Here is a 24,807-nt window from a genome sequence, read left to right on the forward strand (position 1 = left end):
GATATGCGGCCCGGTAGCAAAGAATTGTAAGTGGGGAGTGTGTAGAGAAACGGTAATTAATACCGACAAGATATCGAGGAGACACACGTTTTACAGAATGTCGCTGTTATGAGCCCTGAAGGCCGCCACAAGTGTGCTACGGGGACAGGCAAGCGACCGGGAACGTGAAGCAGGATTTGAAAACGCACCGAAGGGTGCGTTTTTTTTTGCCCCGGCGATTTACAATGCCAGGCGATGTGGTTTTTTGGCTGTAGCGGGTATGCAACATAATGGTGCATGTAAGCAACTAGGTTATCAGTGAAGTACTTTTTCGGTGCATGCAACTGTGATGAAAATACAACAGGGTAGTGAGCTGTTTTCCGCTGTCGTGGCCTTGCCCTTCGGGAAACTGGGCATCCGCACGGCGCATGGGGTGATTGTCGAGATAAGTTATCTGCCGCCCCATTTTGATGCAAAGGCGCCGCAGGACGCGGTGGCCGAACTGGCCGCCTATCAGGTCGAGCAGTATTGCGCGGATGCGGATTACCAGTTCACGCTGCCGCTCAAGCGCGTCGGCACGGAATTCCAGCAGAAGGTGTGGGATGCGCTGTGTTCGATCCCACGCGGCAGCACGCGCACCTATGGCGAGCTGGCCCGGCACCTGGGCTCGGCGCCGCGCGCGGTAGGGCAGGCGTGTGGCGCCAACTGGTTCCCGGTGGTGGTGCCTTGCCACCGGGTGACGTCGTCCACGGGCCTAGGCGGCTTTTCCAATAGCGATGACCCGAATGGCTACCTGCTGGGCATCAAGCGCTGGCTGCTGGCGCATGAAGGATCGAGCGAATACGCATGGCAGCAGACAACCTTGCTCTGATCGACGAGTTCTGCGACGGCCTGTGGCTGGAGGACGGGCTGTCCAAGAACACGCTGGAAGCCTACCGGCGCGACATGCGCCTGTTTGCCACCTGGCTGGAGAAGAAGCGGCCGGACGTGGCCGGCCTGCTGGCCGTGGCAGCGCACGATATCGAAAGCTATATCGCCGCGCGCCATGCGCAGGGCAAGGCGACCTCGTCCAACCGGCGGCTGTCGGTGATCAAGCGTTTTTACCAGATGCTGCTGCGGCAGCGGCGCATTCATGACGATCCCAGCCTGAAACTGGTGTCGGCCAAGCAGCCGCAGCGCTTTGTGCATACGCTGAGCGAGGCGCAGGTGGAGGCGCTGCTGGCGGCGCCCGACGTCGCCACGCCGCTGGGTCTGCGCGACCGCACCATGCTGGAACTGATGTATGCGAGCGGTCTGCGCGTGTCCGAGCTGGTCGACCTCAAGCTGCTGGAGCTGAGCATGAATGACGGCGTGTTGCGCGTGACCGGCAAGGGCGCCAAGACGCGGCTGGTGCCGTTCGGCCAGCAGGCGCGGGTGTGGATTGCGCGCTATCTGAAGGAGGCGCGTGGCATCATCCTCAACGGCCAGCAGGACGATGCGCTGTTCGTCACGGGCCGCGGCTCGGCCATGACGCGGCAGATGTTCTGGGTCTTGATTAAAAAACATGCTTTAAAAGCAGGCATCACAGCGCCGCTGTCGCCGCACACCCTGCGCCACGCGTTTGCCACGCATTTGCTGAACCATGGCGCCGATTTGCGTGTTGTGCAATTGCTATTAGGTCATTCCGATATTTCAACGACGCAGATTTATACCCACGTGGCGCGCGAGCGCCTGAAGCATTTGCATGCGCAACATCATCCTCGCGGCTAGAAAACTTGGTTCATAATGATGACTACGCAGTGCAACCCTTTTAAAGAGGTGGCAAATGGCCAAGACGAATTTCGCGTACGAGAAGCGGCAGCGTGAATTGGAAAAGAAACGTAAGCAGGAAGAAAAAGCCCGACGCAAGGCCGACCTGAAAAACAATCCCGACCTCGCCGAGGAGAGCGAGGCCGATGTCGCGGAGGGCGAACCCTCCGGGCTGGAAGCCGCCGACGATTAAGCCACTTCGGCGGCGGGTTTTTTGACTTCGTGCAGGGCTGATTCGGCTTCGTGCTCGTCTTCGTGGTTGCCCTTGAAGAAGCGCGCGCAGCGTTTGCCCAGGTTATCCAGATAGGTGTAGGCCACCGGCACCACGACCAGCGTCAGCAGGGTCGAGGTCAGCACACCACCGATCACCGCGCGGCCCATCGGCGCTTGCGTTTCGCCGCCGTCGCCCAGACCAATCGCCATCGGCAGCATGCCGAACACCATCGCCAGCGTGGTCATCAGGATAGGCCGCAGACGCACCTGGCCGGCGCGCATGATGGCGTCGTGCTGATTCAGGCCTTCCTTCTGCGCGTGATTGGTGAAGTCCACCAGCAGGATCGCGTTCTTGGTCACCAGACCCATCAGCATAATGAAGCCGATCACCGAGAAGATGTTGAGCGTGCTGCCCGTCACCAGCAGCGCCACCAGCACACCGATCAGCGACAGCGGCAGCGACATCATGATGGCCACCGGCTGCAGGAAGCTGCCGAACTGCGAGGCCAGCACCAGGTAGATGAAGATGACTGCGATGCCCAGCGCGACCATCGCCGAGCCCATGCTTTCTTCCATGTCCTGCGCATTGCCGCCGACGTCGAAACGCACGCCGGGCGGCAGCTCGATTTCCTTCATGGCTTTCTTCACATCGCTGTCGACGTCGCCGCCTGGACGGCCTTCGACACCGGCATACACCGCCACGCGGCGTTGCAGCGCCTGGCGTTTCAGCACCTGCGGGCTGAAGGCTGGAACGAATTCCACCACCTGGCGCAGCGGCACCATGAGCGGACGGCCATCCGCTCCCAGCTTGCTGGAGGCCAGCGACAGGTCGGCCAGGTCGGCCACTTTCTGGCGGCCGGATTTCGGCAGCTGCACGTTGACGTCATAGTTCTGGCCATCCGACGCCAGGAAGTGCGAGGTGGTATCGCCCGCCACGAAGGGCCGCAGGGCGGCGCCGATCTGCTGCGTGGTCAGCCCCAGGTCGCTGGCCAGCTCGTTGTTGATCTTGATGTTGGTCGACGGGTTGGCGCCTTCCTGGCTGTATTCCAGATCGGCGATGCCTTTAATCTTGCGCATCTTGTCCATGAGGCGGTGGGCGACGTCGTCCAGCTTGCCCTCATCCGTGCCCAGGATCGCAATGAAGATCGGTTTGAAGCCCACCGTCAGCGTAATGCCGGCGATCTTGCCCAGGCGCGCGCGGATCGCGGTTTCCATGTCTTTCTGCGAGCGGCGCGCGTGCACTTTGCGGTCCTGCAGTTTCATGATGAGCTGCGAGGTGTTGCGGCCATCGTAGGTGCCGACCACCGCCACCACGGTATCGATTTCCGGGAACTCCTTGAGCGCCGCTTCCACCTGGCGTACCTTGTTGTCGCTGTATTCCAGGCTGGAGCCGACCGGGGTTTTCATGAGCAGGTTGATCTGGCCGACGTCCTGGTCTGGCATCATCTCGCCGCCGATCATCGGCACCAGCAGGATGCTGCCGCCGAACAGGGCGAAGGCGGAGATCAGCGTCAGTTTTTTCCAGCGCAGCGCGAAGTCCAGCACACGGCCGTAGACCTTGTGCAGCCAGTCGACGCCGCCTTCCAGCCAGTGCATAAAGCTGCCCAGCCACGGCACGTATTTGAAGCGGTTCTTGACCGGGTCCGGCCACACCGAGGACAGCATCGGATCCAGCGTAAAGCTGACGAACAGCGAGACCAGCACCGCCACCGCCACCGTCACGCCAAACTGCAGGAAGAAGCGGCCGATGATGCCCTGCATGAAGGCCACCGGCACGAACACGGCGACAATCGCAAAGGTGGTGGCCATCACGGCCAGGCCGATTTCATTGGTGCCGTCTTCGGCCGCCTTGAAGTGGTTCTTGCCCATGCCGAGGTGGCGCACGATGTTTTCGCGCACCACGATGGCATCGTCAATCAGCAGGCCGATACACAGCGACAGCGCCATCAGCGTCATGAAGTTGAGCGTGTAGCCAAAGGCTTTCATGGCGATGAAGCTGGCCATCACGGCGATCGGCAGCGTCAGGCCGGTGATGATGGTCGAGCGCCACGAGTGCAGGAAGAAGAACACGATGACCATGGTCAGCACCGCGCCTTCGATGATGGTTTCCTTGACGTTATCGAGCTGGCTTTGCACGCGCAGCGATTCGTCGTTGAGCACCTTGACGTGGATGTCGGCCGGCAGCGTTTTGCCCAGATCGGCCGCAGCCTTCTGGATGCGCTTGCCCACTTCCACCACGTTGGCGTCCTGCATCTTGATGATGTCCAGCGTCACGGCGCGCTGGCCGTTGATGCGCGAGATCGACAGCTCTTCCTGCGCGCCATCCACCACCGTCGCCACCTGTTCCAGATAGACCGGGCCGTTGGCGCGGCGTGCGACGATGATCTTGTTGAAGTCGCGCGGGTCTTTCATCTTGCCTTCCACGCGCACCAGACGCTCGCTGGCGCCCAGGGCGATGAAGCCGGCCGGCAGGTTGGCGTTGGTGTTCTGGATGGCGTTCATGACTTCATCGACGCCGACCGCCTGCGCGTTCAGATCGTTGGGACGCAGCTGGATCAGGATCTGGCGCGAGGTCATGCCGTTGATGCGTACCTGGCCCACCCCGGCCACGCCCTGGAAGCGCTTGGCGATGAGCTGGTCGGCCATGGTGGACAGGTCGCGGATCGAGGTGTTGTCGGCGGTGATGCCGATTTGCGCCATCGGCCGCGCATTCTCGCCCTCGAAGCGGATGATGAACGGGTCCTTGGCTTCACGCGGGAAGCGAGGCCGCACCTGGGCTACCTTGTCGCGCAGGTCCTGCATGGCGCGGTCCATATTGGTGGTCAGCTCGAATTCGATGTAGACGCCGGAACGGCCTTCCCACGAATTGGAGCGCAGCGTCTTGATGCCGCTGACGGAGTTGACCGCTTCCTCGATCGGCCGCGTGATGTCGTTTTCCACCGCCTCCGGCGAAGCGCCCGGATACTGCACCTCGATACCGGCGCCGGGGATGTCGATATTGGGCATGGCTTCCAGGCCCAGTCCCTTGTACGAGAACAGGCCCAGCACCATCAGCGCCACCATCACCATGGTGGCAAACACAGGATTGCGCAGGCTGACTTTAGTGATCCACATAATCAGCCTTTCGCCGGCTCTGCCGATTGGGCCTGCTTGGCGGCGGGCGCGTCATGCACGCCGGCCGGCAGTTTGACGGCGGTGCCGGGTTTCAGGCTGTCCAGGCGCGAGACGATGACGTTGGCGCCGGCGTCCAGGCCTTCCACCACTTCGGCATAGCCTTCGTCGTCATTGCGCAGGCCCAGTTTGACGGGCTGTGCGAGCAGCTTGCCCTGTTCGACTTTGTAGACCATCGGCTTGTCCTTGTCGCCACGCACGGCGGCCAGCGGCACGATAGGCGCAACGCTGGAACGGTCGGTGACGATGCTGCCCTTGGCGAACATGCCGGCGCGCAGCGCGCTGTCGTCGTTCTTGACGGCGATGTAGACCAGCATGTGGCGCGAGCCGGCTTCTGTCGCCGGATTGATGCGTGCCACGCTGCCGTGGAAGTCGCGCTGGGCAAAGCCGTCCACATGGAACTTGACGTCCTGGCCGACCTTGATGCGCGGGATTTCCGAGGCGGGGATCTGTGCTTCCAGGATCAGCTCGGACAGGTTGACGATGCTGTACACCGGCATGTCCAGCGCCAGCTTTTCGCCGGCCTGCACATGGCGTTTGCTGATGACGCCACTGATGGGCGCCTTGATGACGCCATCGTTGAGCGCAATGCGGGCGATGTCCACCATCGCCGCGGCCGACTTGACGGCGGCGCGCGCCAGATCGACCGTGTTCTGGGTCGAGTCGAAGGCGTTTTGCGAAATGTATTTTTGCTTGAGCAGGGCCTGGCTGTTGGTTTCGTTCTTGGTGGCCAGGGCCAGCTTGGCTTGCGCCTCGTCCAGCATGGCCTGCTGCTGTTGCAGGCGCGCGCGCAGGTCGGCCTGGTCGATGCGGGCCAGTACCTGGCCGGCCGTGACGGCCATGCCTTCCTGCAGCGTGGTGGCTTCCACCACGCCCGACACCTTGGACTTGATGGTGGCTGAACTCAGGGGCGCCAGCGAGCCGGATAAGGGCAAGCTGACCGCCAATGACCGTGAGGCGACGGCGGCGATATCGCCGGTCGACAATTCAAATATGTCTTTCTTTGCCTTGGCCGCTGCGGCAGGCGCGGCGGCGGGCGCCGCAGCTTGCTGGTTGTGCAACACGGTCCAGCCGCCGCCAGCGATGGCCACCACGACCAACGCCGCCAGTGGCAGGCGCCAGCGTTTGCTGCGCACAGTGGGTTGTGAGATTGGGGGCAAGGTTTCTAGTTTCATATCGTTCTTCTGGCCTGAGGTGGTTTGCGCATGGTGTCACTTTAGGAGTTTCCAAGTGCGACAGCCAGAAGAATGCGATAAGCGGTGCAAAAGCACGCCTGAAATGCAGAAAACGCGGATGGCAGTGATTCAGTGCCTGTCGTACAGACGCAACCGGACCAGCACCTGGCCATGGTCGGACGCTTCTGGTTTTTCTTGCATCAAATGTTGGTTGAGGTAGCTCACTTCCAGCACTTCGCCCATGGCGTGGCGCGAGGCTGGATGGAATTCTTCCGACACCAGTACATGGTCGATGGTGGCGTAGCGGCCTTCATGAGCGATGGTGTAGCCGCCGTCGCGGTGGCTTTCGCGGCCCGCCTGCAGCTGGCGGCTGTCGAACAGCTGGCCGTGCAGCGCGTCGCCCGGCTCGCAGGTGGTGCCCGCGCCCATGACGATGGTGGTGGTGACCGCATCGACCGTGTCGTTGAAGTCGCCCAGCACCACGCGCGGGCGGCGCTGCTGCTGGTCCATGGCACTGATGAGGGCGCGCAGCGCCACCGCTTCAGTGCCGCGCCGTATCAGCGAGCGCAGGTTGGCCTGGGCATGCACCATGGGATCGTTGCCCAGGTCGCCGTTGCGGTAATCGGGCCGCTTGGATTTGAGGTGGACCACGATGACGTCCACCATCCGTTCATCCGGCAGCACCACTTGCGCATGCAGCGGCGCGCGCGCGAAGCGGTCGGCGTCGCGGCTGCCGTCGGGCAGGGCGACACCCTCGGGGAACATGATGTAGGCCTGGGCCGGCCCCGCCAGCGGCAGGCGCGAGATCAGCGCCACCTCCGGCGTCAGGCGCGGTGCGCCGGTCAGCGGATCGGGTGGCGGTTCAAAGCCGGCCAGCGTGGCGTCGCGGTAGCGCGTGCTGTGCGCCATGACGTCGCGCAGCGCCGCCAGCGAGAAAATTTCCTGCAGGCCGATCACATCGGCATCAAGCTGGTCCAGCTGTTGCGCGGTCCACGCGACTTTCGCTTTGTATTCGGCCTCGGTCAGCGGCGTCAGATTGTCGTACAATTTCGCCCCAGGCTGGGAAAGATTGCAAACATTGAAAGTGGCAAAGCGAATTTCCTGCTGCATAATGGACAACTCCTCCCCGATCTCACCATGGCGAAAAAAGAGCATATTTCCGAAACCCCGGCCACCCAGATGCTGCGCAAGCACAAGGTGGCATTCTCCGAGCACCCGTATGACTACGAGGAGCACGGTGGCACCGGTGTGTCATCGCGCGAACTGGGCGTCGACGAGCATCACGTGGTCAAGACCCTGGTGATGCAGGACGACGCGGCCAAGCCTTTAATTGTGCTGATGCATGGCGATTGCAAGGTCTCGACCAAGAATCTCGCCCGCAACATCGGCTGCAAGTCCGTCGAACCATGCAAGCCGGAGGTCGCATCGCGCCACAGCGGCTACCTGATCGGCGGGACATCGCCGTTCGGCACCAAAAAGACCATGCCGGTTTATGTAGAGGATAGCATCCTTGCGCTGGAAACGATTTATATCAATGGCGGAAGGCGCGGCTATTTGGTGGGCATCAAGCCGCAGGTGCTGACCGAACTGCTCAACGCCAGGCCGGTGCACTGCGCTCTGGCCGAGTAAGGCGCGGCAGTGTATATTCGTTGGCTGCCTTTTACTTTTATGGCGATAACAAGATTTTGAGGAAAAGATGAATACAGTTTGGATGACCGTGGCCGCTTACCTGATCGGTTCGATCTCGTTTGCCGTTGTCAGCAGCAAGTTGTTCGGCCTGGCCGATCCCCGTACCTACGGCTCGAAAAACCCGGGCGCCACCAACGTGTTGCGCAGTGGTAACAAGGGCGCGGCGATTGCCACCTTGCTCGGCGACGCCGTCAAAGGCTGGTTTGCAGTCTGGCTGGCCATCCATTTCCAGTCGCAGCTGAATATTGGCGATGCGACCATTGCCCTGGTGGCAATTGCCGTGTTCCTGGGCCACCTGTGGCCGGTGTTTTTCCGCTTTGTCGGCGGCAAGGGCGTGGCGACCGCGGCTGGTGTACTGCTGGGGCTTGATATCTGGCTTGGCGTAGCCACCTTGGTGACCTGGCTGGCGGTGGCGTTTGCATTCCGTTATTCGTCGCTGGCAGCCCTGGTGGCGGCGATCTTTGCGCCGTTCTATTATGGATTATTGTTTGGCGTGGATGCCCAGCTGTTTGCCGTGTTTGCCATGAGCGCGCTGTTGGTATTCCGTCATAGCAAAAACATCTCCAACCTGATCGCAGGTAAGGAGAGCCGCATCGGCAGCAAATCGAAAGGAAAATAATGGCCACTCCTGTCAAGATTGACTTTGTCTCGGACGTCTCGTGCCCGTGGTGCGCGATTGGCTTGAACTCGCTGGACAAGGCGCTGGCCGCCATTGGCGATGAAGCCGAGGTCCAGATTCACTTCCAGCCGTTCGAACTGAACGCCAAGATGCCGCCCGAAGGGCAGGACATCGGCGAACACCTGACCGAGAAATACGGCTCGACGGCGGAGCAGCAGGAACAGGCGCGCGAGATGATACGTGCGCGCGGCGCCGAAGTCGGCTTCGATTTCGCCATGGGTAAACGTAGCCGGATTTACAATACCTTCGACGCCCACCGCCTGCTGCACTGGGCTGGCCTGCAAGGCAAGCAGAAGGAACTCAAGCAGGCGCTGTTCAAGGCCTACTTCACGCAGGGCCTGGACCCGAGCGCGCACGAAGTGCTGATCTACGTGGCCGGCGAAGTGGGGCTGGACAAGGAAGCCGCGCGCCAGGTGCTGCATTCCGGCGAATATGGCGCGGACGTGCGCGAGGCCGAGGAGTTCTTCCACCGCCACGGCATCAACTCGGTGCCGGCCGTGATCATCAACGAACGTCACCTGATTTCCGGCGGCCAGCCGGCTGCCGTGTTTGAAAAAGCGCTGCGCGAAATCATGGCCAAGTCGACATAAAAAAGTGACTTCCGGGCGACAGGGTTTGCTCCTGTCGCTCTTGTTTTGCTATAAACTCACTGGGTAAAAAGATAAGAACGTCGTCACTACTCAGGGAGGCCCATGCTGGCTGCAGAAAACGTACATACGCTGGTCCCCACGCGTCCCCAGGCTGACCTGTTCCGGCTGGCTGCACTGCACCGCTATCACATCCTCGATACCCCCGCCTGCGAAGATTTCAGCTTCCTCACCGAGCTGGCCACCAAGGTCTGCGAAGTGCCGTATGCCTTCATCTCGCTGGTGGACGCGGACCGGGTGTGGATCAAATCCTGTTCCGGCATGCAGATGGGCGAACTGCCGCGCGGCGAGAGCTACTGCTCGCTGGCCGTGCTGGGCGATGCCGCCACGGAAATCCCCGACCTGACGCAGGACTACCGTACGGCCGGCATGGCGTTGACGGTCAACGCCCCGCATATGCGGATGTACAGCAGCGTGGCGCTGAAATCGTCGGACGGCCACGCCATCGGCACGCTGTGCGTGCTGGACACGCAGCCGGGCCGCCTCAGCGACGACAAGCGCGCCATGCTGGTCAAGCTGGCACGCCAGGTGATGGCGCTGATCGAACTGCGCGCCAACGAGCGCACGCTGGAAGCCACGGTGCGCGAGCTGGAAATGCTGGCCACCACCGACGAGCTGACCGGCCTGCACAACCGTCGCTCGCTGCTGCAGCGCGTGAAATTTGAAGTGGCGCGCGCGCGCCGTTTCCGCTCGCCGCTGTCGGCGGTCATGATCGATCTCGATCATTTCAAAAAGATCAATGACGAATATGGTCACGCGGTGGGCGACCAGGTGCTGGCCGCTGTCGGCCGCCTGGTGCGCGAGAACGTGCGCGTGATCGACGTTCCCAGCCGCTACGGCGGCGAAGAGCTGTGCGTGCTGCTGCCGAATACGCCCGTGGAGGGCGCGTGCAAGTTCGCCGAATCGCTGCGTCTGAAGATCGAGGCGCTGGTGCATCCGCTGGGGGCGCGTCAATTGCACGTCACGGCCAGCCTGGGTGTGGGATCATTCAATCACATGGAAATTGATGACGTGGAGAGCCTGTTCAAGCAGGCCGATGCCGCGTTGTACCGCGCCAAACACGGTGGCCGCAACCGCGTCGCGTGCGGATCGGACTAAGGAGACAGGTATGCCTACCGCCAGCTGGAATGGCGTCGTCATCGCCCAGGCGAACGACGACCAAGTTGAAATCGTTGAAAACAATGTCTACTTCCCGCCGTCCAGCGTCAAGCGGGAATACCTGCAGCCGAGCAGCCATACCTCGCGCTGTCCATGGAAAGGCCTGGCCAGCTACTACACGCTCAACGTCAACGGCAAGGTCAACGAGAACGCGGCGTGGTACTACCCGGAGCCGTCCGAGAAGGCCGCGCAGATCAAGGACCATATCGCCTTCTGGCGCGGCGTTGAGGTGCAGCGCTAGTGGGATTGCTGGCCAAGCCGTATCTGCAAAGGATTACGGCGCTGTTTGGCGACGACGTGGACTGGGAGCGCCATCCGTACCGCGTGCCGGCGGTGCGCGAACTGTCATCGCTGGACTTTCACGCGGATGTGACCTTCTTCATCGGCGAAAACGGCGCCGGCAAATCGACGCTGCTGGAAGCGATCGCGCTGGCATTGGGCTTCAGCATTGACGGCGGCAGCCGCAATATCAGCAACCTGAATACGGCGCGCGAGCGGGCGCCGTTGTTCGAATCGCTACGCCTGTCCAAAAGCTTCAAGACCCCGCGCGACCGCTACTTTTTCCGCGCCGAGAGCTTCCACAACGTTGCCACGCGCATGGACGAACTCTATGGGCGCGATGCGTCGCGGTCCGACTCGCTGCATGCGCGCTCGCATGGCGAAGCGTTCATGTCAGTGCTGCTGAATACCTTTCGTGGACATGGCCTGTACCTGCTGGACGAGCCGGAGGCGGCGCTGTCGCCGAACCGCCAGCTGGCGGCGCTGCGCGTGATCCATCAACTGGTGCAGCAGGATTCGCAATTCATCATCGCCACCCACTCGCCGATTTTGCTGGCGTATCCGAACGCGAAGATCCTGCTGTTCGACGGTACCGGCATCAGCGAAATGGCGTACGAAGACACCGAACACTACGCCATCACGCGCGACTTTCTCAATCATTACCCAAAGCGGCTGGAGCAGCTGCTGGACCCGGATGGATAACCTTACACATAGCATCATTGGATTTGGCGTTGGCGAACTGGTTCACCGTAGCCTGCCGGCGGAAGCAGACTCCCTTTCACAACGCGTGCGGCATCGCCTGCTGCTGGTGTCCTGCGCGCTGGCCAGCAACTTCCCCGATCTTGATTTATTCCTGACCAAGCTGCTGCCTGCGCCGCTGGGCTATCTGCTGAACCATCGCGGTCATACGCACACGGTGGCGTGGGCGGTGCCGCAGGCCTTGCTGCTGGCGTTCCTCCTGTGGCTATGCTGGCCGGGCGGGCGCGCCTTGCTGCGCACCAGCCGCAGCGCGCGGCTGGGATTCGCGCTCAGCGTCGGCATCGGCTTCGTGCTGCATCTGGCGATGGACTACACCAACTCCTACGGCGTGCATCCGTGGTATCCGATGAGTGGGCGCTGGTTCTATGGCGACATGGTCTTCATCGTCGAGCCCCTGTTCTGGATGGCGATCGGCGTGCCGATGGCGCTCATCATGCGCTGGCGTACCTTGCGCGTCGCAGGACTGGCGGGCCTGCTGGCGGCGCTGCTGTTCTTTGTCATGCGCGGCTATCTCGGATGGATCTCGCTGGCGGTATTGCTGCTGATCGCGCTGTTGTGCGGGTACGCGCAATGGCGTGCCGGTCCGCAGGGACGTGGAGGTCTGCTGCTGGCGCTGGGCATCAGCCTGGCGTTCATCGCGGTGCAAGGCGTCGCATCGCAGCAGGCGCGCGCGCAGCTGACTGCCGCCCTGGAAGCCAGGGACCCGCATGCACGCGTCATCGACATCGCCATGACAGCGTTCCCGTCGCAGCCCCTGTGCTGGCGCTATGCCAGCATCGCAAGCGACGGCCAGCGCTACAGCGTGCAGGGCGGCGTCACCAGCCTGGCCGGTGTGGTTTGTCCGGCAACGCTGGCGGTGCAATCCGACAGCATCAGCTTCAGTGGCAGCCTGCAGGAGCTGCGGACACTGAAAGCCAGCAACTGCCGGGCCGATGCCTGGCTGCGTTTTGGCCGCATCCCGTTGCTGGCCAATGGCGAGCTGTCCGACTATCGCTTCTCCACCACCCCGCGCGGCAACTTCACCACCATGCCGGTCACCCAGGCGTCCTCCTGCCCGCAAGGCGTCCCGGCATGGGACTACCCCCGCGCCGACCTCTTTTAAAACGGGGTCAGGTCCGTCATTTCTACACGGTCTCTACCGTAGCGCCGCTACGGTAGAGACCGTGTAGAAATGACGGACCTGACCCCGGATGGCTGTCAATGCGGTGAAATCAAGATACGGTGCGTGTGTGCACGGAAACAGTGCTTCGGGCGTTGTATCGTGTGGCTACTTCGCCACAAAAGCGCCTAGAATCAAGCTGTATAGGCGAGTTTCCGCCTGTTTGGTTGGCACAACAATTGCATTGCCCTCCAGAAAGGAACATGATCGATTACATGGAGGCTGTTATGAATACCGTAACTGAAAAAGATAATAAAACCGTGATACATGAATCGCCGGCAGATGAACACCGTCTGCGCAGCGAGCGCATTGCCGCCCGTGGCATCAGCCTGGGCAAGGGTAAGGTCAAGTATCTGATCCCGCTGGTTGGCCTGGCTGTGCTGGCCGGCATGGCGTTCGCGCAGGGTTAAATCACCCGCAACTCGTCGAGCGGCCAGCGTGGCCGGACGTTGAACGAGTAGTCTTTCTTGGCCGCGTCCGGGTTGATCATCAACCGCATGGCGCCAGCGAAGGCGATCATTGCGCCGTTGTCGGTGCAAAATTCCAGTTCCGGGTAGTAGACCTTGAACTTTTTCTTGGCTGCCGCCGCGTTCAGTGACGCGCGCAGCTGCGCATTGGCGCCCACGCCCCCCGCAATCACCAGACGTTTCAGGCCCGTGTGTTTGAGGGCGGAAACGCATTTGGCGGTCAGTACGTCCACGATCGCATCAACGAAGCCGCGCGCGATGTTGGCCTTGTCCTGCTCGCAGATGTTGGCGATGATTTTTTCTTCGTGGTTTTTTACCACCGTCAGCACGGCGGTTTTCAGGCCGGAGAAGCTGAAGTTGAAGTCTTTGGTGTGCTTCATCGGGCGCGGCAGCTGGTAGGCGTCCGGGTCGCCAAACTCGGCCAGACGGGAAATCGCCGGCCCGCCCGGATAACCCAGGCCCAGCAGTTTGGCTGATTTGTCGAAGGCTTCGCCCGCCGCGTCGTCCAGCGTTTCGCCCAGCAGCGTGTACTGGCCGACGCCGTCCACGCGCATGAGCTGGGTGTGGCCGCCCGACACCAGCAGGGCGATGAACGGGAATTCCGGCGGCTCCGATGCCAGCAGCGGCGATAGCAGGTGGCCTTCCAGGTGGTGCACGCCCAGCACGGGCTTGTCCAGTGACAGTCCCAGGCTGCAGGCGACCGACGAGCCGACCAGTAGCGCCCCGGCCAGACCCGGACCCTGGGTGTAGGCGATGGCGTCGATGTCTTCAGGCTGCTTGCCGGCTTTTTCCAGCGTCTGCATCAGCAGCGGGATGGCGCGGCGGATGTGGTCGCGCGAGGCCAGTTCGGGCACGACACCGCCATATTCCTCGTGCATGGCCACCTGCGAATGCAGGGCATGGGACAGCAGGCCGTGTTGCGTGTCGTATAACGCCAGGCCGGTTTCGTCGCAGGAGGATTCAACGCCAAGAACGATCATGGAAGCAGCAGCAATCAAAAGGGGAATCCGCCATTGTAATGTAAACCGCGTGCAAGCATGCACCAGGGCAGTCCGGCATCGCACCGGCCGGGTGCAGATTTTTGCCAAATGGCCAGATTTTCATGGCACCGCTTTTGCTTCAACCAAAGCGGGAGGGAGCGCCATGGACAGACACTGGAAGCTGATATGCAAACTAAAGGATGTGCCGCTGGACGGCGTGCGCCGGGTGCCGCGCGGGCTGGCCTGGCAGGAGTTGCCGGGCGTGGCGCTGTACCGCACCGGCGAGGCAAGCGTGCAGGCCGTGCTCGAATGCTGTGGCGTGGAAGCACGCCTGAGTCATGCGCGGCGTTATTCGGTGAAGGTGGAGGGGACTAAGGTCTATCTGGACCTGGAGGAGCTGAGTGCGCCCGCCAGCATGGCCGAGGCGGCGCTGGCGGGACAGGCGGGTGTGGCCACGAGTCTCGTGGCCTATTGCTACTGACCCCCAAGCGACCGAGGGGTCTGACCCCGTACGGGGTCAGACCCCGGCGATTGGTGCCGTGCGGGGTAATACTTAAGGACGGCCGAGCAGTTGCTGATGGGCGTCGCGCAGCATCTTTTCGGTGGTGTCCCAGTCGATGCAGCCGTCGGTGACGGAACAGCCGTACACCAGCAGGCTCAGGTCCGCAGGAATCTTCTGGTTGCCGCCGACGATGTTGGACTCGATCATCACGCCGACCAGCGACTTGTTGCCCTGGACGATCTGGTGGATGACGTCGGCCATCACCAGCGGTTGCAGCTCCGGCTTCTTGTAGCTGTTGGCGTGCGAGCAGTCGACCACCAGGTTGGCCGGCAGCTTGGCCTTGGCCAGCGACTGTTCGGCAATCGCGATCGACACCGAGTCGTAGTTCGGCCGGCCATCGCCGCCGCGCAGCACTACGTGACCGTAGGCATTGCCGCGGGTCCGTACCACCGACACATTGCCCTGCGCATTGATGCCCAGGAAGGCGTGCGGATGCGCCGACGACAGGATCGCGTTGATCGCAATACTGATGTCGCCATCGGTGCCGTTCTTGAAGCCAACCGGGGTCGACAGGCCGGACGACATTTCGCGGTGGGTCTGCGATTCCGTGGTGCGGGCGCCAATCGCGGTCCAGGCGATCAGGTCACCCAGGTATTGCGGCGAGATCGGGTCCAGCGCTTCGGTCGCGGTTGGCAGGCCCAGTTCGCAGATATCCAGCAGGAACTGGCGGGCTTTTTCCATGCCGGCGTCAACGCGGAAGGAATCGTCCATGTCCGGATCGTTGATATAACCCTTCCAGCCGGTGGTGGTGCGCGGCTTTTCGAAATACACGCGCATCACCAGCAGCATGGTGTCGGCGACTTCCGCCTGCAGCGCCTTCAGGCGGCGCGCATAGTCCAGGCCGGCGACCGGGTCGTGGATCGAGCAGGGGCCAACCACCACGAACAGGCGCTTGTCCTTGCGGTCGATGATGTTGCGCAGGGCTTCGCGGCCCTGCATCACGGTCTCGGAGGCCAGATCGGTCAGCGGCAGCTTGCGGTGCAAGGCTTCCGGCGACGGCATCGGAGCAAACGAGGTGACGTTGACGTTTTCAATATCTGGGGAAATCATGCGAACTCTACTGTGTTTTCATTTCGGGAATCAGATAGTGTAGCCGAAATGCGGCGGACTGGTTTAAGCTTGCTGCCATGACTCTATCCCACGAACCCTTCCCAGCTGCGCGTTTCATCAAAGAAATAGGCCGCGGCAAGAATGGCGCGCGCAGCATGACCCGCGCAGACGCCCGTGATTTGTACCAGGCGATGCTTGACGGCCGCGTCTCCGATCTGGAGCTGGGCGGCATTTTGCTGTCGATGCGTATCAAGGGCGAATCGGTGGACGAAATCGCCGGTTTCCTCGAAGCGGCCGAGGCGGCGTTTGAGCCGTTCAACGCGCCGCCGGGCCAGTTTGCGCCGGTGGTGATCCCGACCTATAACGGCGCCCGCAAGATGGCTAACCTGACCGCGTTGCTGGCCATGCTGCTGGCGCGCGAGGGCGTGCCGGTGCTGGTGCATGGCGTGGCGGACGATGTGGGCCGCGTGGCGACGGCGGAAGTGCTGGCCGCGCTGGGCGTCACGGCCGCACGCCACCGGACTGAGGCGGAGGAGGCCATGTCGCAGGGCCGCGTGGCGTTCATCACCATTGATACCATGGCGCCGAGGCTGGCACATCTGCTGTCGCTGCGCCGCATCCTCGGCGTGCGCAATTCGACGCACACGCTGGTCAAGATCATGCAACCGTTTGCCGGACCGGCGCTACGGCTGGTGTCGTACACGCACCCGGAGTATCTGGAGATGCTGGGCGAGTATTTCACCACCGCGGCGCCGCATGACCGCGGCGACGCCTTCCTGATGCGCGGCACGGAAGGCGAGACGGTGGCCAACGCCAACAAGGCGCAGCAGATCGACTGGTTCCACGGCGGCCTGCGCACCACGCTGGTACCCAAGCAGACGCTGGTCGGCGAGCTGCCGCTGCTGCCGGAAAACAAGGATGCGGCGACCACGGCGGCGTGGATCCAGTCGGTGCTGGATGGCGCGGTGGCGGTGCCGCCGCCGATCGCCGAACAGGTGGCGCAATGCCTGCTGGTGGCGCGGACCGTGCACTCGCGCCAGCAGGTCAGCGAGCCGATCGAGTAAAATCTCGCCCCTTCACTGATTTGATCGGAACAACATGGTAAAGTTTGATGTAGCGGTAATCGGCGCTGGCGCAGCCGGGATGATGTGCGCAGCCACCGCAGCCCAGCGCGGTCTGCGCGTGGTGCTGATCGACCATGCTGCCAAGCTGGCCGAGAAGATCCGCATTTCCGGCGGCGGCCGCTGCAATTTCACCAACATCAACGCCGGCCCGGCCAACTTCCTGTCGGAGAATCCGCACTTCTGCAAGAGCGCCTTGTCGCGCTACACGCCGCAGGACTTCCTTGCGCTCGTGAAGAAGCACCGCATCGGCCACCACGAAAAGCACAAGGGCCAGCTGTTCTGCGACGACTCGGCCGAGCAGATCATCGACATGCTCAAGGACGAATGCGCCGCAGGCGACGTGCACTGGCGCATGCCGTGCAAGGTTGACAGCCTGGAGCAGACCGCAGAAGGTTTCGTACTGCACACCGATAGCGGCACGATTGAAGCGCCGAGCGTGGTGATTGCCACCGGCGGCCTGTCGATCCCGAAAATCGGCGCCACTGACTTTGGCTACCGCATTGCCGCGCAGTTCGGCCTGCGCATGGTCGAACCGCGTCCGGCGCTGGTGCCGCTGACCTTTGATGCCCAGCAGTGGGCGCCGTTTGTCGAAATGGCCGGCATCGCGCTGGAAGTCGATGTGGAAACCGGTTCGCTCAAGGGTCGCAACCCGAGCGGTGGGCGCTTCCGTGAAGACCTGCTGTTCACCCATCGCGGCCTGTCCGGCCCGGCCATCCTGCAGATTTCGTCGTACTGGCAGCCGGGCACGCCTATCGTCATCAATCTGCTGCCGGAGCTGGACCTGGCGCAGACGCTGATCGAAGGCAAAAACACCATCAAGAAACAGCTGGGCAATGTGCTGGCCCAGTGGTTGCCGGCCCGTCTGGCGGACGGCTTGCTGCAGGCGCACGGCTTTGCGCCGGATGCCCGCCTGGCCGACATGCCGGACGCGCAGCTGCGCAAGCTGGGCGCCGCCATCAACCAGTGGACGCTGACGCCGAACGGCTCCGAAGGCTACAAAAAAGCCGAAGTGACGCGCGGCGGCATCGACACGCGCGAGCTGTCGCAGCAGACCATGATGGCCAACCAGGTGCCTGGCCTGTACTTCATTGGCGAAACCGTGGACGTCACCGGGTGGCTGGGCGGCTACAACTTCCAGTGGGCCTGGGCATCAGGTGTAGCGGCGGGGCAGGCGGTCTGATATACTGGCGGTCTGCACGTTGTTGTTTTTCTCATGAAAGCCGCATGACAGGCTGTTCCCGACAGCCCATGGCTTCCATTTTCCGGAAAAAGCTGCTATAGTCTCTGTCTCCCTATAACCTCCAACGGTTTGAATTTTTACATGACCACTATTCGCCTTAAAGAAAACGAGCCGTTCGAAGTCGCAATGCGTCGCTTCAAACGCACCATCGAAAAAACCGGTCTGCTGACCGAACTGCGCGCACGCGAGTTCTACGAAAAGCCAACCGCAGAGCGTAAGCGCAAGCTGGCCGCTGCTGTTAAGCGTCACTACAAGCGTATCCGCAGCCAACAGCTGCCGAAAAAACTCTTCTAAGATCGCTACGCAGAGCAACCTGGCCTTGCCGGTTGTGTTTAGCGGCATCTAAGAGAATACCCGCTCCGGCTTTTTAGCTGCAGCGGGTTTTCGCATTTTTACTCCACTATTTTCCGAGAGAAACGCCATGGGCTTGAAAGCACAGATTACCGAAGACATGAAAACCGCCATGCGCGCCAAAGAAGCTGGCCGTCTGGCCACCATCCGCCTGATCCTGGCGGACATCAAGCGCAAGGAAGTGGACGAGCAGATTGAAGTCAGCGATGAGCAGACCGTGGCCATCGTTGAAAAAATGATCAAGCAGCGCAAGGATTCGATCACCCAGTTTGAAGCCGGTGGCCGCGCCGACCTGGCCGACATCGAAAAAGCCGAACTGGCCGTGCTCAGCGCCTACATGCCAGCCGGCCTGTCGGACGAAGAGATCGCCGCCGAAGTGGCTGCCGCCGTGGCCGCCTCGGGCGCCGCCGGTCCGCAGGACATGGGCAAGGTCATGGGCATCGTCAAGCCCAAGCTGGCCGGCCGTGCCGACATGACCGTGGTGTCCGCCCTGGTGAAAAAAGCGCTGTCCCCAGCAGCCTAAGCAAGACCGCCGTAGCCGTTTGATCCGCGTCAAAGCGGAGCCGGCGGCTGCGGTATAGCCTGATTTACCACAAGACCGCTCAGCCCAGTGATTCCACAAACTTTTATCGCCGATTTGCTGAACCGCGTTGATATCGTCGACGTTGTCGGACGTTATGTGCAGCTGAAAAAAGGCGGCGCGAACTACATGGGCTTATGCCCGTTTCACAACGAAAAATCGCCCAGTTTTACCGTCAGCCCGACCAAGCAGTTCTACCACTGCTTTGGCTGTGGCGCCCACGGCACCTCGATCGGCTTCATGATCGAGTACTCCGGCATGGGTTTTGTCGATGCCGTCAAGGAGCTGGCGCAAAGCGTCGGCATGATGGTGCCTGAGCAGGATGACAAGATTCCGCCGGCCCAGCGCGCGCAAATGCAGGCGCAGACCATGGCGCTGACCGACGCCATGACGCGCGCCAGCGACTTCTTCAAGCTGCAACTGCGCAGCGCGCCGACGGCCATTGCCTATCTGAAAAACCGCGGCCTGACCGGCGAGATCGCGGCCCGCTTCGGCCTTGGCTATGCGCCGCCCGGCTGGGACAATCTGCGTTCCGTGTTTCCGGACTATGAGGCGGTGGTGCTGGCCGAATCCGGCCTGGTCATCGACCGGGTGGACGAGGATGGCGGCAACAAAAAACGCTACGACCGCTTCCGCGAGCGCGTGATGTTCCCGATCAGAAACACCAAAGGCCAGGTCATCGCGTTTGGCGGCCGCGTGCTCGATCACGGTGAGCCGAAGTACTTGAATTCCCCGGAAACGCCTTTATTTTCAAAGGGCCACGAGCTGTATGGCTTGTTTGAGGCGCGCCAGGCGATCCGCGATGCGGGTTATGTGCTGGTGACGGAAGGGTATATGGATGTGGTGGCGCTGGCGCAGATGGGTTTCCCGCAAGCCGTGGCCACCCTGGGCACCGCGTGTACCACCAACCATGTGCAGAAACTGCTGCGTCAGACCGATACGGTGATCTTCAGTTTCGACGGCGACAAGGCCGGCCGCCGCGCCGCGCGGCGCGCGCTGGAAGCCTGCCTGCCGCACGTCACGGACAACAAGACCATCAAGTTCCTGTTCCTGCCTACCGAGCATGATCCGGACAGCTACGTCCGCGCCTACGGCAAGGAAGGCTTTGAGCAGGAAATACAGGAGGCCATGCCGCTGTCGCAGTTCCTCATCAAGGAAGCGGTGGGCGAGCATGATATGAGCAGCCCGGAAGGCCGCGCGCGCGCGCAGTTCGACGCCAAGCCCATGCTGCAGGCGATGACGCCGACCGCGCTGCGCCTGCAGATCGTCCATGCGCTGGCGCAGGTGACGATGACGTCGACTTACGAGATTGAATCGCTGTACGAACTGTCCAAGCCGGTGGCGCCGGCCAGGATCGCGCCGCCGCGCAGTCAGCGTACCCAGCCGATGGGCCTGGAGTTGCAGATCATGCGCGTGCTGGTGGCGCATCCGGCGCTGGGGCTGGAGATTGACGAGGCGGCGCTGAACGCGTTCCAGTACTTCGGCGCCGAGCCAGCGGAACGCCTGGCGCAGCTGGTGGGTGCGGCGCAGTCGCTGGGCGAGAGCGGCAACTTTGCCGCCTTTGCCCAGCATCTGAAGTCGCAGGGCGACGAGTTTGACGGCCTGATTGGCGACATCGTCAAGGAGCCGGAGTCGGAGCGCGATACCGAGCGCCTGGTGCTGCGGGCGGCGATCCGCCAGGTCAAGCACGATGCGCTCAAGCAGGAGTTGAGCCAGCTGTTTGCGGCCGGACTGTCGGCCGACCAGCTCGGCCTGCGCTACCGCGAGTTGACTGCGCAGCAAGACCAGCTGTTGCGCGAGGCGCAGGCAGAGCTGGCGAATCGCTGAGCTTGTCGTGGGTTTTGTGTTGTAATATTTCTGTCATTATTCCAGCAGGGCAGGCTACCGGTCTTCCCTCTGGAAATTGAAAAGTGACGTGCTATAATAAAACGCTAAGTGTTGTAATTTTTGGCATCGTTTTTCTGTTCAGAGTGTGTTTGTTTTCAGTGAGTTAGGCTCTTGATCGATGCGGATGGACGGGTGTCGGCGGCCAGAGCCAGCTACGGTTCAGCAAATAGTCTGTTTGCTATCTAACCGAGTCAAGGTTTCTTGCCCCCACGCACGTATCTGATGCAGTAGAATTCTTGCGAGTTCTATTTAGATACCGGTCGGCCTGACCCAGGTGTAAGTAAGTCGTAGTATTGTCGGACTTGAGTGGTTCGCAAGTCCGAAGACGTAGGGGTCCCAAAAGGATCGAAACTTTATCCGTAATCGAAAGCGCCTGTGCCAATCAAGAAACCTGAATCCAAAGCGGCTGAAAAGCCGACTAAAGTGAGCGCAAAATCCGCTAAGACGGCGGACAAGCCGGAGACGCGCGTAGCCAGTCAACCGCCTGCGGTCAGCCAGACCACGGACGCGGCAGCATTGGCCGCGATTGATACCTCGGGTTACGTGCTGCCTTCGGTCAAAGTGCCGGGCCGGCGCGGGCGCAAACCGAAAGAATTCCAGCCTGAAAACGACGAAGTCGCCGCACTGAATGCGGTCGAGCGCGCCGAGCTCAAGGCGGTCGACAAGGCCAAGGCCAAGGATCGCAAGGCCAAGGAAAAAGCCCTGCTCAAGGACGCCTTCTCGTCGGATACGGAAGCGACCGAGGAAGAACTCGAGCGCCGCCGCCAGAAACTCAAGACCCTGATCAAGTTCGGCAAGGAACGCGGTTTCCTGACCTATGCCGAGATCAACGACCATCTCCCCGACAACATCGTCGATCCGGAAGCCATTGAAGGCATTATCGGTACCTTCAACGACATGGGCATTGCCGTGTACGAGCACGCGCCGGATGCCGAGACGCTGCTGCTGTCCGACAATGTCGCCACCGTCACCAGCGACGACGAGGCGGAAGCGGCGGCCGAAGCGGCGCTGTCCACGGTCGATTCCGACTTTGGCCGCACCACCGACCCGGTCCGCATGTATATGCGCGAAATGGGCTCGGTCGAGCTGCTGACCCGCGAAGGCGAAATTGAAATCGCCAAGCGCATCGAAGACGGCCTCAAAGACATGATCCAGGCGATTTCTGCCTGCCCGGTCACGATTGCCGAGATCATTGCCGCGTCCGACCGCATCCGCGCTGACGAAATCAAGATCGATGAAATCGTCGATGGCCTCGTCGACGAAAGCGCCGACCAGGCGGCGCCTGCACCTGCAGCCGCTTCCGACGAGGACGAGGAAGAAGAGGACGAGGAAGAAGAGGAAGAAGAGGAAGAGGAAGAAGCCAGCGCCTCCGGTGCGGCGGCGGGCTACTCGGCCGAACAGCTGGAAGCGTTGAAAGCCGCTTCGCTGGAAAAATTCGACGTCATCTCCCTGCAATTCGACAAGATGCGCCGCGCCTTCGAGAAGGAAGGCTACAACTCCAAGGCCTACGTGAAAGCGCAGGAAGCGATCTCGGCAGAACTGCTGGGCATCCGCTTTACCGCCAAGGTGGTCGAGAAGCTGTGCGACACGCTGCGCGGCCAGGTCGACGAAGTGCGTCACATCGAGAAACAGATTCTGGATGTGGCGGTGAACAAGTGCGGCATGCCGCGCGCCCACTTCATCAAAGTCTTCCCGGGCAATGAAACCAATCTGGACTGGGTAGATGGCGAAGTGGCTGCCGGTCACGCCTACAGCGCGATCCTGGGCCGCAATATTCCGACCATCAAAGAGCTGCAGCAGCGCCTGATCGACCTGCAAGCGCGCGTGGTGCTGCCGCTGCCGGACCTGCGCAACATCAACCGCCAGATGGCGGCCGGTGAAATGAAGGCGCGCAAGGCCAAGCGCGAAATGACCGAGGCCAACTTGCGTCTGGTGATTTCGATTGCGAAGAAATACACCAACCGCGGCCTGCAGTTCCTCGACCTGATCCAGGAAGGCAATATCGGCCTGATGAAGGCGGTGGACAAGTTTGAATACCGCCGTGGTTACAAGTTCTCGACCTATGCCACGTGGTGGATCCGTCAGGCCATCACGCGCTCGATCGCCGACCAGGCGCGCACCATCCGGATTCCGGTGCACATGATCGAAACCATCAACAAGATGAACCGTATCTCGCGCCAGATCCTGCAAGAGACGGGCGCCGAGCCGGACCCGGCAACGCTGGCCATCAAGATGGAGATGCCCGAGGATAAAATCCGCAAGATCATGAAGATCGCCAAAGAGCCGATTTCGATGGAGACGCCTATCGGCGACGACGACGATTCGCACCTGGGCGACTTCATCGAGGACAACAACACCCTGGCGCCATCGGATGCAGCGCTGCATGCGTCGATGCGCGGCGTGGTCAAGGACGTGCTCGATTCGCTGACGCCACGCGAAGCCAAAGTGCTGCGCATGCGTTTCGGTATCGAAATGTCGACCGACCACACGCTGGAAGAGGTGGGCAAACAGTTTGACGTGACGCGCGAGCGCATCCGTCAGATCGAAGCCAAAGCTCTGCGCAAGCTGCGTCACCCAAGCCGCTCCGACAAGCTCAAGAGCTTCCTGGAAGGTAACTAAGACTTGACTGGGGCCGGTGCTAACCCTTATGCTCGCGTGTTCGTTTTTCTAACGAACGCGCGTCACAAAGGCTAAGCAAGCTCCAGCGCAGCAACATCCCTTAGGGCCCTTAGCTCATGCTTGGTTAGAGCAGCGGACTCATAATCCGTTGGTGCCCAGTTCGACTCTGGGAGGGCCTACCAATACAAAAAAGGACTTAGGTGGAAATCTAGGTCCTTTTTTCTTTTCTGAAGTGAATAAACCTGTATCTAAGGATGTCATGAGCAAAGCGAGTGTCGGACTCATCGCCAGTAGCCTTGGCGCGCTTGCCCTGGTCGCGCTGGGGGCCTGTTCGGATACGCGGCATCCGCTGGACCGGCAGCTCAGCCAGATGAAACCCGTCGCTGTCGCGCTGCTACAGGGACTGGAATGGCCACGAGGTACGCTTCTGTGTCCGCTCAGCCCTTATCAAAGCGAACTGAGCGGAGATTCAGATACTACGCAACGCATCAATGCTTTTCTTAGAAAGAAACACTTTCGAGGAGATGAAGCTCACTGGTCGCTCGTGGTCGTTAGTCCCGCTCTCACTGAAGCTCCTGTCATCGAACAGCTCATTTTTGAGCGCGGTAACTATGACGTAGTGACGTCTTTGCCGCGGCCTGACGAAGCAACTGAACCCGTGCTCGCAAAATTCCAGCCTAAGCAATGTGTGGAAATACAGGAGGCACGTATTTTAGCGACCCACGGCGGGGCATTGCATCGAACGCAGATCAGGTTTGGAACTTCACGTCCCGGGAATTTTGCTGGTCATGTACTTTCTGGTGATGACACTGGTGTATTCCTGAACTCGCAGCAAGCTCAAGAGGCATTCGATATGCAATCAATAGCCTGGGCACGATTGGCACAATAAATTGTGGAGCTTTTCAAGGTTGATATACTCACAAGCCTAATCTTTGTCGCCCCGCGCCCCGTCTTCGCGCTTTCCGGTGACTTGAACTTCTCACCCCGCCCCGTGAGCGAATATCTGCCGATAGAGGTGAGAAGTAATGCAACCCCGAATGAACCACAAGCTGGCGGACACGCTAGAGCAGGCCGTCGTGATTGATGCGCTGAGTGGCGCTGCAACCGCCTGGGCTTTTCTGGAGGCGCATCATGTTCCGCGTGAGACGATTTTGCGGGTGCTGTCGACAGCATCGATGCGCCGCAGAAGCGATACGCCATCCGGGTTCACCATCGAGCGGTGCCGTTCGACACCGCGCGTCGTGTAATCCG

General features: G+C 61.3%; 25 protein-coding genes and 1 tRNA gene. 21 read left to right on the top strand and 5 right to left on the bottom strand.

Annotated features, from left to right (window positions below):
* Positions 1 to 328 precede the first annotated feature (328 nt).
* From GTP58_RS17805 to GTP58_RS31110, 3 genes are read left to right on the top strand one after another with little or no spacing between them, the layout of a single operon-like run.
* Positions 329 to 850, top strand: a complete 522-nt coding sequence (locus GTP58_RS17805; protein WP_161078576.1) for a methylated-DNA--[protein]-cysteine S-methyltransferase — start codon at positions 329 to 331, stop codon at positions 848 to 850.
* Positions 826 to 1,728: a site-specific tyrosine recombinase XerD gene (xerD, locus tag GTP58_RS17810; protein ID WP_072788685.1), complete on the top strand. Its 903-nt coding sequence runs from the start codon at positions 826 to 828 to the stop codon at positions 1,726 to 1,728. Before GTP58_RS17805 ends, xerD begins: the two co-directional genes overlap by 25 nt.
* A 55-nt stretch (positions 1,729 to 1,783) precedes the next feature.
* Positions 1,784 to 1,960 carry a hypothetical protein gene (locus GTP58_RS31110; RefSeq protein WP_202413751.1) on the top strand — a complete coding sequence of 59 codons (177 nt, stop codon included), beginning with the start codon at positions 1,784 to 1,786 and terminating at the stop codon, positions 1,958 to 1,960.
* On the opposite strand, the gene GTP58_RS17815 is transcribed toward GTP58_RS31110, so the two are convergent.
* The 3 genes from GTP58_RS17815 to GTP58_RS17825 form a co-directional block, all read right to left on the bottom strand.
* Positions 1,957 to 5,094 (bottom strand): efflux RND transporter permease subunit, encoded by a 3,138-nt coding sequence (locus tag GTP58_RS17815; RefSeq protein ID WP_161078577.1) that lies wholly within the window; start codon positions 5,092 to 5,094, stop codon positions 1,957 to 1,959. The genes GTP58_RS31110 and GTP58_RS17815 overlap by 4 nt on opposite strands.
* A gap of 2 nt (positions 5,095 to 5,096) precedes the next feature.
* A complete protein-coding gene (locus GTP58_RS17820; RefSeq protein WP_161078578.1) occupies positions 5,097 to 6,326 on the bottom strand; it encodes an efflux RND transporter periplasmic adaptor subunit in 1,230 nt (409 codons plus the stop codon).
* 129 nt (positions 6,327 to 6,455) lie between these two features.
* Positions 6,456 to 7,436 carry an endonuclease/exonuclease/phosphatase family protein gene (locus GTP58_RS17825; protein WP_161078579.1) on the bottom strand — a complete coding sequence of 327 codons (981 nt, stop codon included), beginning with the start codon at positions 7,434 to 7,436 and terminating at the stop codon, positions 6,456 to 6,458.
* 27 nt (positions 7,437 to 7,463) lie between these two features.
* Between GTP58_RS17825 and ybaK the strand changes: the two genes are divergently transcribed.
* The 8 genes from ybaK (at position 7,464) to GTP58_RS17865 (ending at position 13,106) form a co-directional block, all read left to right on the top strand.
* A complete protein-coding gene (gene ybaK / locus GTP58_RS17830) occupies positions 7,464 to 7,955 on the top strand; it encodes a Cys-tRNA(Pro) deacylase (protein ID WP_072788694.1) in 492 nt (163 codons plus the stop codon).
* 67 nt (positions 7,956 to 8,022) lie between these two features.
* On the top strand, positions 8,023 to 8,634 hold the full coding sequence (plsY, locus tag GTP58_RS17835) for a glycerol-3-phosphate 1-O-acyltransferase PlsY (RefSeq protein ID WP_072788696.1): 612 nt from the start codon (positions 8,023 to 8,025) through the stop codon (positions 8,632 to 8,634).
* The gene (locus GTP58_RS17840) at positions 8,634 to 9,284 is read left to right on the top strand and encodes a DsbA family oxidoreductase (protein WP_072788699.1); all 651 of its coding nucleotides are present in this window, start codon (positions 8,634 to 8,636) and stop codon (positions 9,282 to 9,284) included. The genes plsY and GTP58_RS17840 overlap by 1 nt, the downstream gene beginning before the upstream one ends.
* A 102-nt stretch (positions 9,285 to 9,386) precedes the next feature.
* Positions 9,387 to 10,439: a sensor domain-containing diguanylate cyclase gene (locus GTP58_RS17845; protein WP_161078580.1), complete on the top strand. Its 1,053-nt coding sequence runs from the start codon at positions 9,387 to 9,389 to the stop codon at positions 10,437 to 10,439.
* A 10-nt stretch (positions 10,440 to 10,449) separates the two neighbouring features.
* Positions 10,450 to 10,740, top strand: coding sequence for a DUF427 domain-containing protein (locus tag GTP58_RS17850; protein ID WP_072788704.1), 291 nt, complete (start codon positions 10,450 to 10,452; stop codon positions 10,738 to 10,740).
* A complete protein-coding gene (locus GTP58_RS17855) occupies positions 10,740 to 11,480 on the top strand; it encodes an AAA family ATPase (RefSeq protein ID WP_161078581.1) in 741 nt (246 codons plus the stop codon). Before GTP58_RS17850 ends, GTP58_RS17855 begins: the two co-directional genes overlap by 1 nt.
* The gene (locus GTP58_RS17860) at positions 11,473 to 12,639 is read left to right on the top strand and encodes a metal-dependent hydrolase (RefSeq protein ID WP_161078582.1); all 1,167 of its coding nucleotides are present in this window, start codon (positions 11,473 to 11,475) and stop codon (positions 12,637 to 12,639) included. Before GTP58_RS17855 ends, GTP58_RS17860 begins: the two co-directional genes overlap by 8 nt.
* Before the next feature lie 284 nt (positions 12,640 to 12,923).
* Positions 12,924 to 13,106 (top strand): hypothetical protein, encoded by a 183-nt coding sequence (locus GTP58_RS17865; RefSeq protein WP_161078583.1) that lies wholly within the window; start codon positions 12,924 to 12,926, stop codon positions 13,104 to 13,106.
* Here GTP58_RS17865 and tsaD read toward each other — a convergent pair.
* Positions 13,103 to 14,143: a tRNA (adenosine(37)-N6)-threonylcarbamoyltransferase complex transferase subunit TsaD gene (gene tsaD, locus GTP58_RS17870; RefSeq protein WP_161078584.1), complete on the bottom strand. Its 1,041-nt coding sequence runs from the start codon at positions 14,141 to 14,143 to the stop codon at positions 13,103 to 13,105. The two genes, GTP58_RS17865 and tsaD, sit on opposite strands and share 4 nt — an antisense overlap.
* A 163-nt stretch (positions 14,144 to 14,306) precedes the next feature.
* Here tsaD and GTP58_RS17875 point away from each other — a divergent pair, with 163 nt between their 5' ends.
* Positions 14,307 to 14,624, top strand: a complete 318-nt coding sequence (locus GTP58_RS17875; RefSeq protein ID WP_161078585.1) for a hypothetical protein — start codon at positions 14,307 to 14,309, stop codon at positions 14,622 to 14,624.
* A 72-nt stretch (positions 14,625 to 14,696) separates the two neighbouring features.
* Here GTP58_RS17875 and GTP58_RS17880 read toward each other — a convergent pair whose 3' ends face one another.
* Positions 14,697 to 15,755 (bottom strand): 3-deoxy-7-phosphoheptulonate synthase, encoded by a 1,059-nt coding sequence (locus tag GTP58_RS17880; RefSeq protein WP_161078586.1) that lies wholly within the window; start codon positions 15,753 to 15,755, stop codon positions 14,697 to 14,699.
* Between the two features lie 77 nt (positions 15,756 to 15,832).
* Between GTP58_RS17880 and ybiB the strand changes: the two genes are divergently transcribed.
* The 9 genes from ybiB (at position 15,833) to GTP58_RS17925 (ending at position 24,803) form a co-directional block, all read left to right on the top strand.
* Positions 15,833 to 16,819: a DNA-binding protein YbiB gene (ybiB, locus tag GTP58_RS17885; protein WP_161078587.1), complete on the top strand. Its 987-nt coding sequence runs from the start codon at positions 15,833 to 15,835 to the stop codon at positions 16,817 to 16,819.
* A 34-nt stretch (positions 16,820 to 16,853) separates the two neighbouring features.
* Positions 16,854 to 18,059 carry an NAD(P)/FAD-dependent oxidoreductase gene (locus GTP58_RS17890; RefSeq protein WP_161078588.1) on the top strand — a complete coding sequence of 402 codons (1,206 nt, stop codon included), beginning with the start codon at positions 16,854 to 16,856 and terminating at the stop codon, positions 18,057 to 18,059.
* A 141-nt stretch (positions 18,060 to 18,200) separates the two neighbouring features.
* Positions 18,201 to 18,413: a 30S ribosomal protein S21 gene (rpsU, locus tag GTP58_RS17895; protein ID WP_008451879.1), complete on the top strand. Its 213-nt coding sequence runs from the start codon at positions 18,201 to 18,203 to the stop codon at positions 18,411 to 18,413.
* A gap of 127 nt (positions 18,414 to 18,540) precedes the next feature.
* On the top strand, positions 18,541 to 18,993 hold the full coding sequence (locus GTP58_RS17900) for a GatB/YqeY domain-containing protein (RefSeq protein ID WP_072788720.1): 453 nt from the start codon (positions 18,541 to 18,543) through the stop codon (positions 18,991 to 18,993).
* An 87-nt stretch (positions 18,994 to 19,080) separates the two neighbouring features.
* Complete coding sequence (dnaG, locus tag GTP58_RS17905; protein ID WP_161078589.1) at positions 19,081 to 20,877, top strand: DNA primase; 1,797 nt, start codon at positions 19,081 to 19,083, stop codon at positions 20,875 to 20,877.
* 483 nt (positions 20,878 to 21,360) lie between these two features.
* Positions 21,361 to 23,556 (top strand): RNA polymerase sigma factor RpoD, encoded by a 2,196-nt coding sequence (gene rpoD, locus GTP58_RS17910; RefSeq protein WP_373924754.1) that lies wholly within the window; start codon positions 21,361 to 21,363, stop codon positions 23,554 to 23,556.
* 103 nt (positions 23,557 to 23,659) lie between these two features.
* Positions 23,660 to 23,738, top strand: a tRNA-Ile gene (locus GTP58_RS17915).
* Between the two features lie 77 nt (positions 23,739 to 23,815).
* A complete protein-coding gene (locus GTP58_RS17920; protein WP_161078591.1) occupies positions 23,816 to 24,445 on the top strand; it encodes a hypothetical protein in 630 nt (209 codons plus the stop codon).
* Positions 24,446 to 24,593: 148 nt separating this feature from the next.
* Positions 24,594 to 24,803 carry a hypothetical protein gene (locus GTP58_RS17925; RefSeq protein WP_072788727.1) on the top strand — a complete coding sequence of 70 codons (210 nt, stop codon included), beginning with the start codon at positions 24,594 to 24,596 and terminating at the stop codon, positions 24,801 to 24,803.
* The last annotated feature ends 4 nt before the right edge of the window (positions 24,804 to 24,807 follow it).

The sequence above is a fragment of the Duganella sp. CY15W genome (genome assembly GCF_009857555.1).
In the GTDB taxonomy this organism is placed as follows: Bacteria; Pseudomonadota; Gammaproteobacteria; order Burkholderiales; family Burkholderiaceae_D; genus Rugamonas; species Rugamonas sacchari.

What these genes read in the sequence shown, in the direction of transcription:
- GTP58_RS17865 (WP_161078583.1), top strand. Translation starts at nt 12,924, where the DNA reads ATGAATACCGTAACTGAAAAAGATAATAAAACCGTGATACATGAATCG.
- GTP58_RS17880 (WP_161078586.1), bottom strand. Translation starts at nt 15,755, where the DNA reads ATGATTTCCCCAGATATTGAAAACGTCAACGTCACCTCGTTTGCTCCG.
- rpsU (WP_008451879.1), top strand. Translation starts at nt 18,201, where the DNA reads ATGACCACTATTCGCCTTAAAGAAAACGAGCCGTTCGAAGTCGCAATG.
- GTP58_RS31110 (WP_202413751.1), top strand. Translation starts at nt 1,784, where the DNA reads ATGGCCAAGACGAATTTCGCGTACGAGAAGCGGCAGCGTGAATTGGAA.
- GTP58_RS17850 (WP_072788704.1), top strand. Translation starts at nt 10,450, where the DNA reads ATGCCTACCGCCAGCTGGAATGGCGTCGTCATCGCCCAGGCGAACGAC.
- plsY (WP_072788696.1), top strand. Translation starts at nt 8,023, where the DNA reads ATGAATACAGTTTGGATGACCGTGGCCGCTTACCTGATCGGTTCGATC.
- GTP58_RS17875 (WP_161078585.1), top strand. Translation starts at nt 14,307, where the DNA reads ATGGACAGACACTGGAAGCTGATATGCAAACTAAAGGATGTGCCGCTG.
- GTP58_RS17825 (WP_161078579.1), bottom strand. Translation starts at nt 7,436, where the DNA reads ATGCAGCAGGAAATTCGCTTTGCCACTTTCAATGTTTGCAATCTTTCC.
- xerD (WP_072788685.1), top strand. Translation starts at nt 826, where the DNA reads ATGGCAGCAGACAACCTTGCTCTGATCGACGAGTTCTGCGACGGCCTG.
- ybiB (WP_161078587.1), top strand. Translation starts at nt 15,833, where the DNA reads ATGACTCTATCCCACGAACCCTTCCCAGCTGCGCGTTTCATCAAAGAA.
- GTP58_RS17805 (WP_161078576.1), top strand. Translation starts at nt 329, where the DNA reads ATGAAAATACAACAGGGTAGTGAGCTGTTTTCCGCTGTCGTGGCCTTG.
- GTP58_RS17815 (WP_161078577.1), bottom strand. Translation starts at nt 5,094, where the DNA reads ATGTGGATCACTAAAGTCAGCCTGCGCAATCCTGTGTTTGCCACCATG.
- GTP58_RS17820 (WP_161078578.1), bottom strand. Translation starts at nt 6,326, where the DNA reads ATGAAACTAGAAACCTTGCCCCCAATCTCACAACCCACTGTGCGCAGC.
- GTP58_RS17920 (WP_161078591.1), top strand. Translation starts at nt 23,816, where the DNA reads ATGAGCAAAGCGAGTGTCGGACTCATCGCCAGTAGCCTTGGCGCGCTT.
- GTP58_RS17840 (WP_072788699.1), top strand. Translation starts at nt 8,634, where the DNA reads ATGGCCACTCCTGTCAAGATTGACTTTGTCTCGGACGTCTCGTGCCCG.
- GTP58_RS17860 (WP_161078582.1), top strand. Translation starts at nt 11,473, where the DNA reads ATGGATAACCTTACACATAGCATCATTGGATTTGGCGTTGGCGAACTG.
- GTP58_RS17890 (WP_161078588.1), top strand. Translation starts at nt 16,854, where the DNA reads ATGGTAAAGTTTGATGTAGCGGTAATCGGCGCTGGCGCAGCCGGGATG.
- GTP58_RS17900 (WP_072788720.1), top strand. Translation starts at nt 18,541, where the DNA reads ATGGGCTTGAAAGCACAGATTACCGAAGACATGAAAACCGCCATGCGC.
- tsaD (WP_161078584.1), bottom strand. Translation starts at nt 14,143, where the DNA reads ATGATCGTTCTTGGCGTTGAATCCTCCTGCGACGAAACCGGCCTGGCG.
- GTP58_RS17845 (WP_161078580.1), top strand. Translation starts at nt 9,387, where the DNA reads ATGCTGGCTGCAGAAAACGTACATACGCTGGTCCCCACGCGTCCCCAG.
- ybaK (WP_072788694.1), top strand. Translation starts at nt 7,464, where the DNA reads ATGGCGAAAAAAGAGCATATTTCCGAAACCCCGGCCACCCAGATGCTG.
- GTP58_RS17925 (WP_072788727.1), top strand. Translation starts at nt 24,594, where the DNA reads ATGAACCACAAGCTGGCGGACACGCTAGAGCAGGCCGTCGTGATTGAT.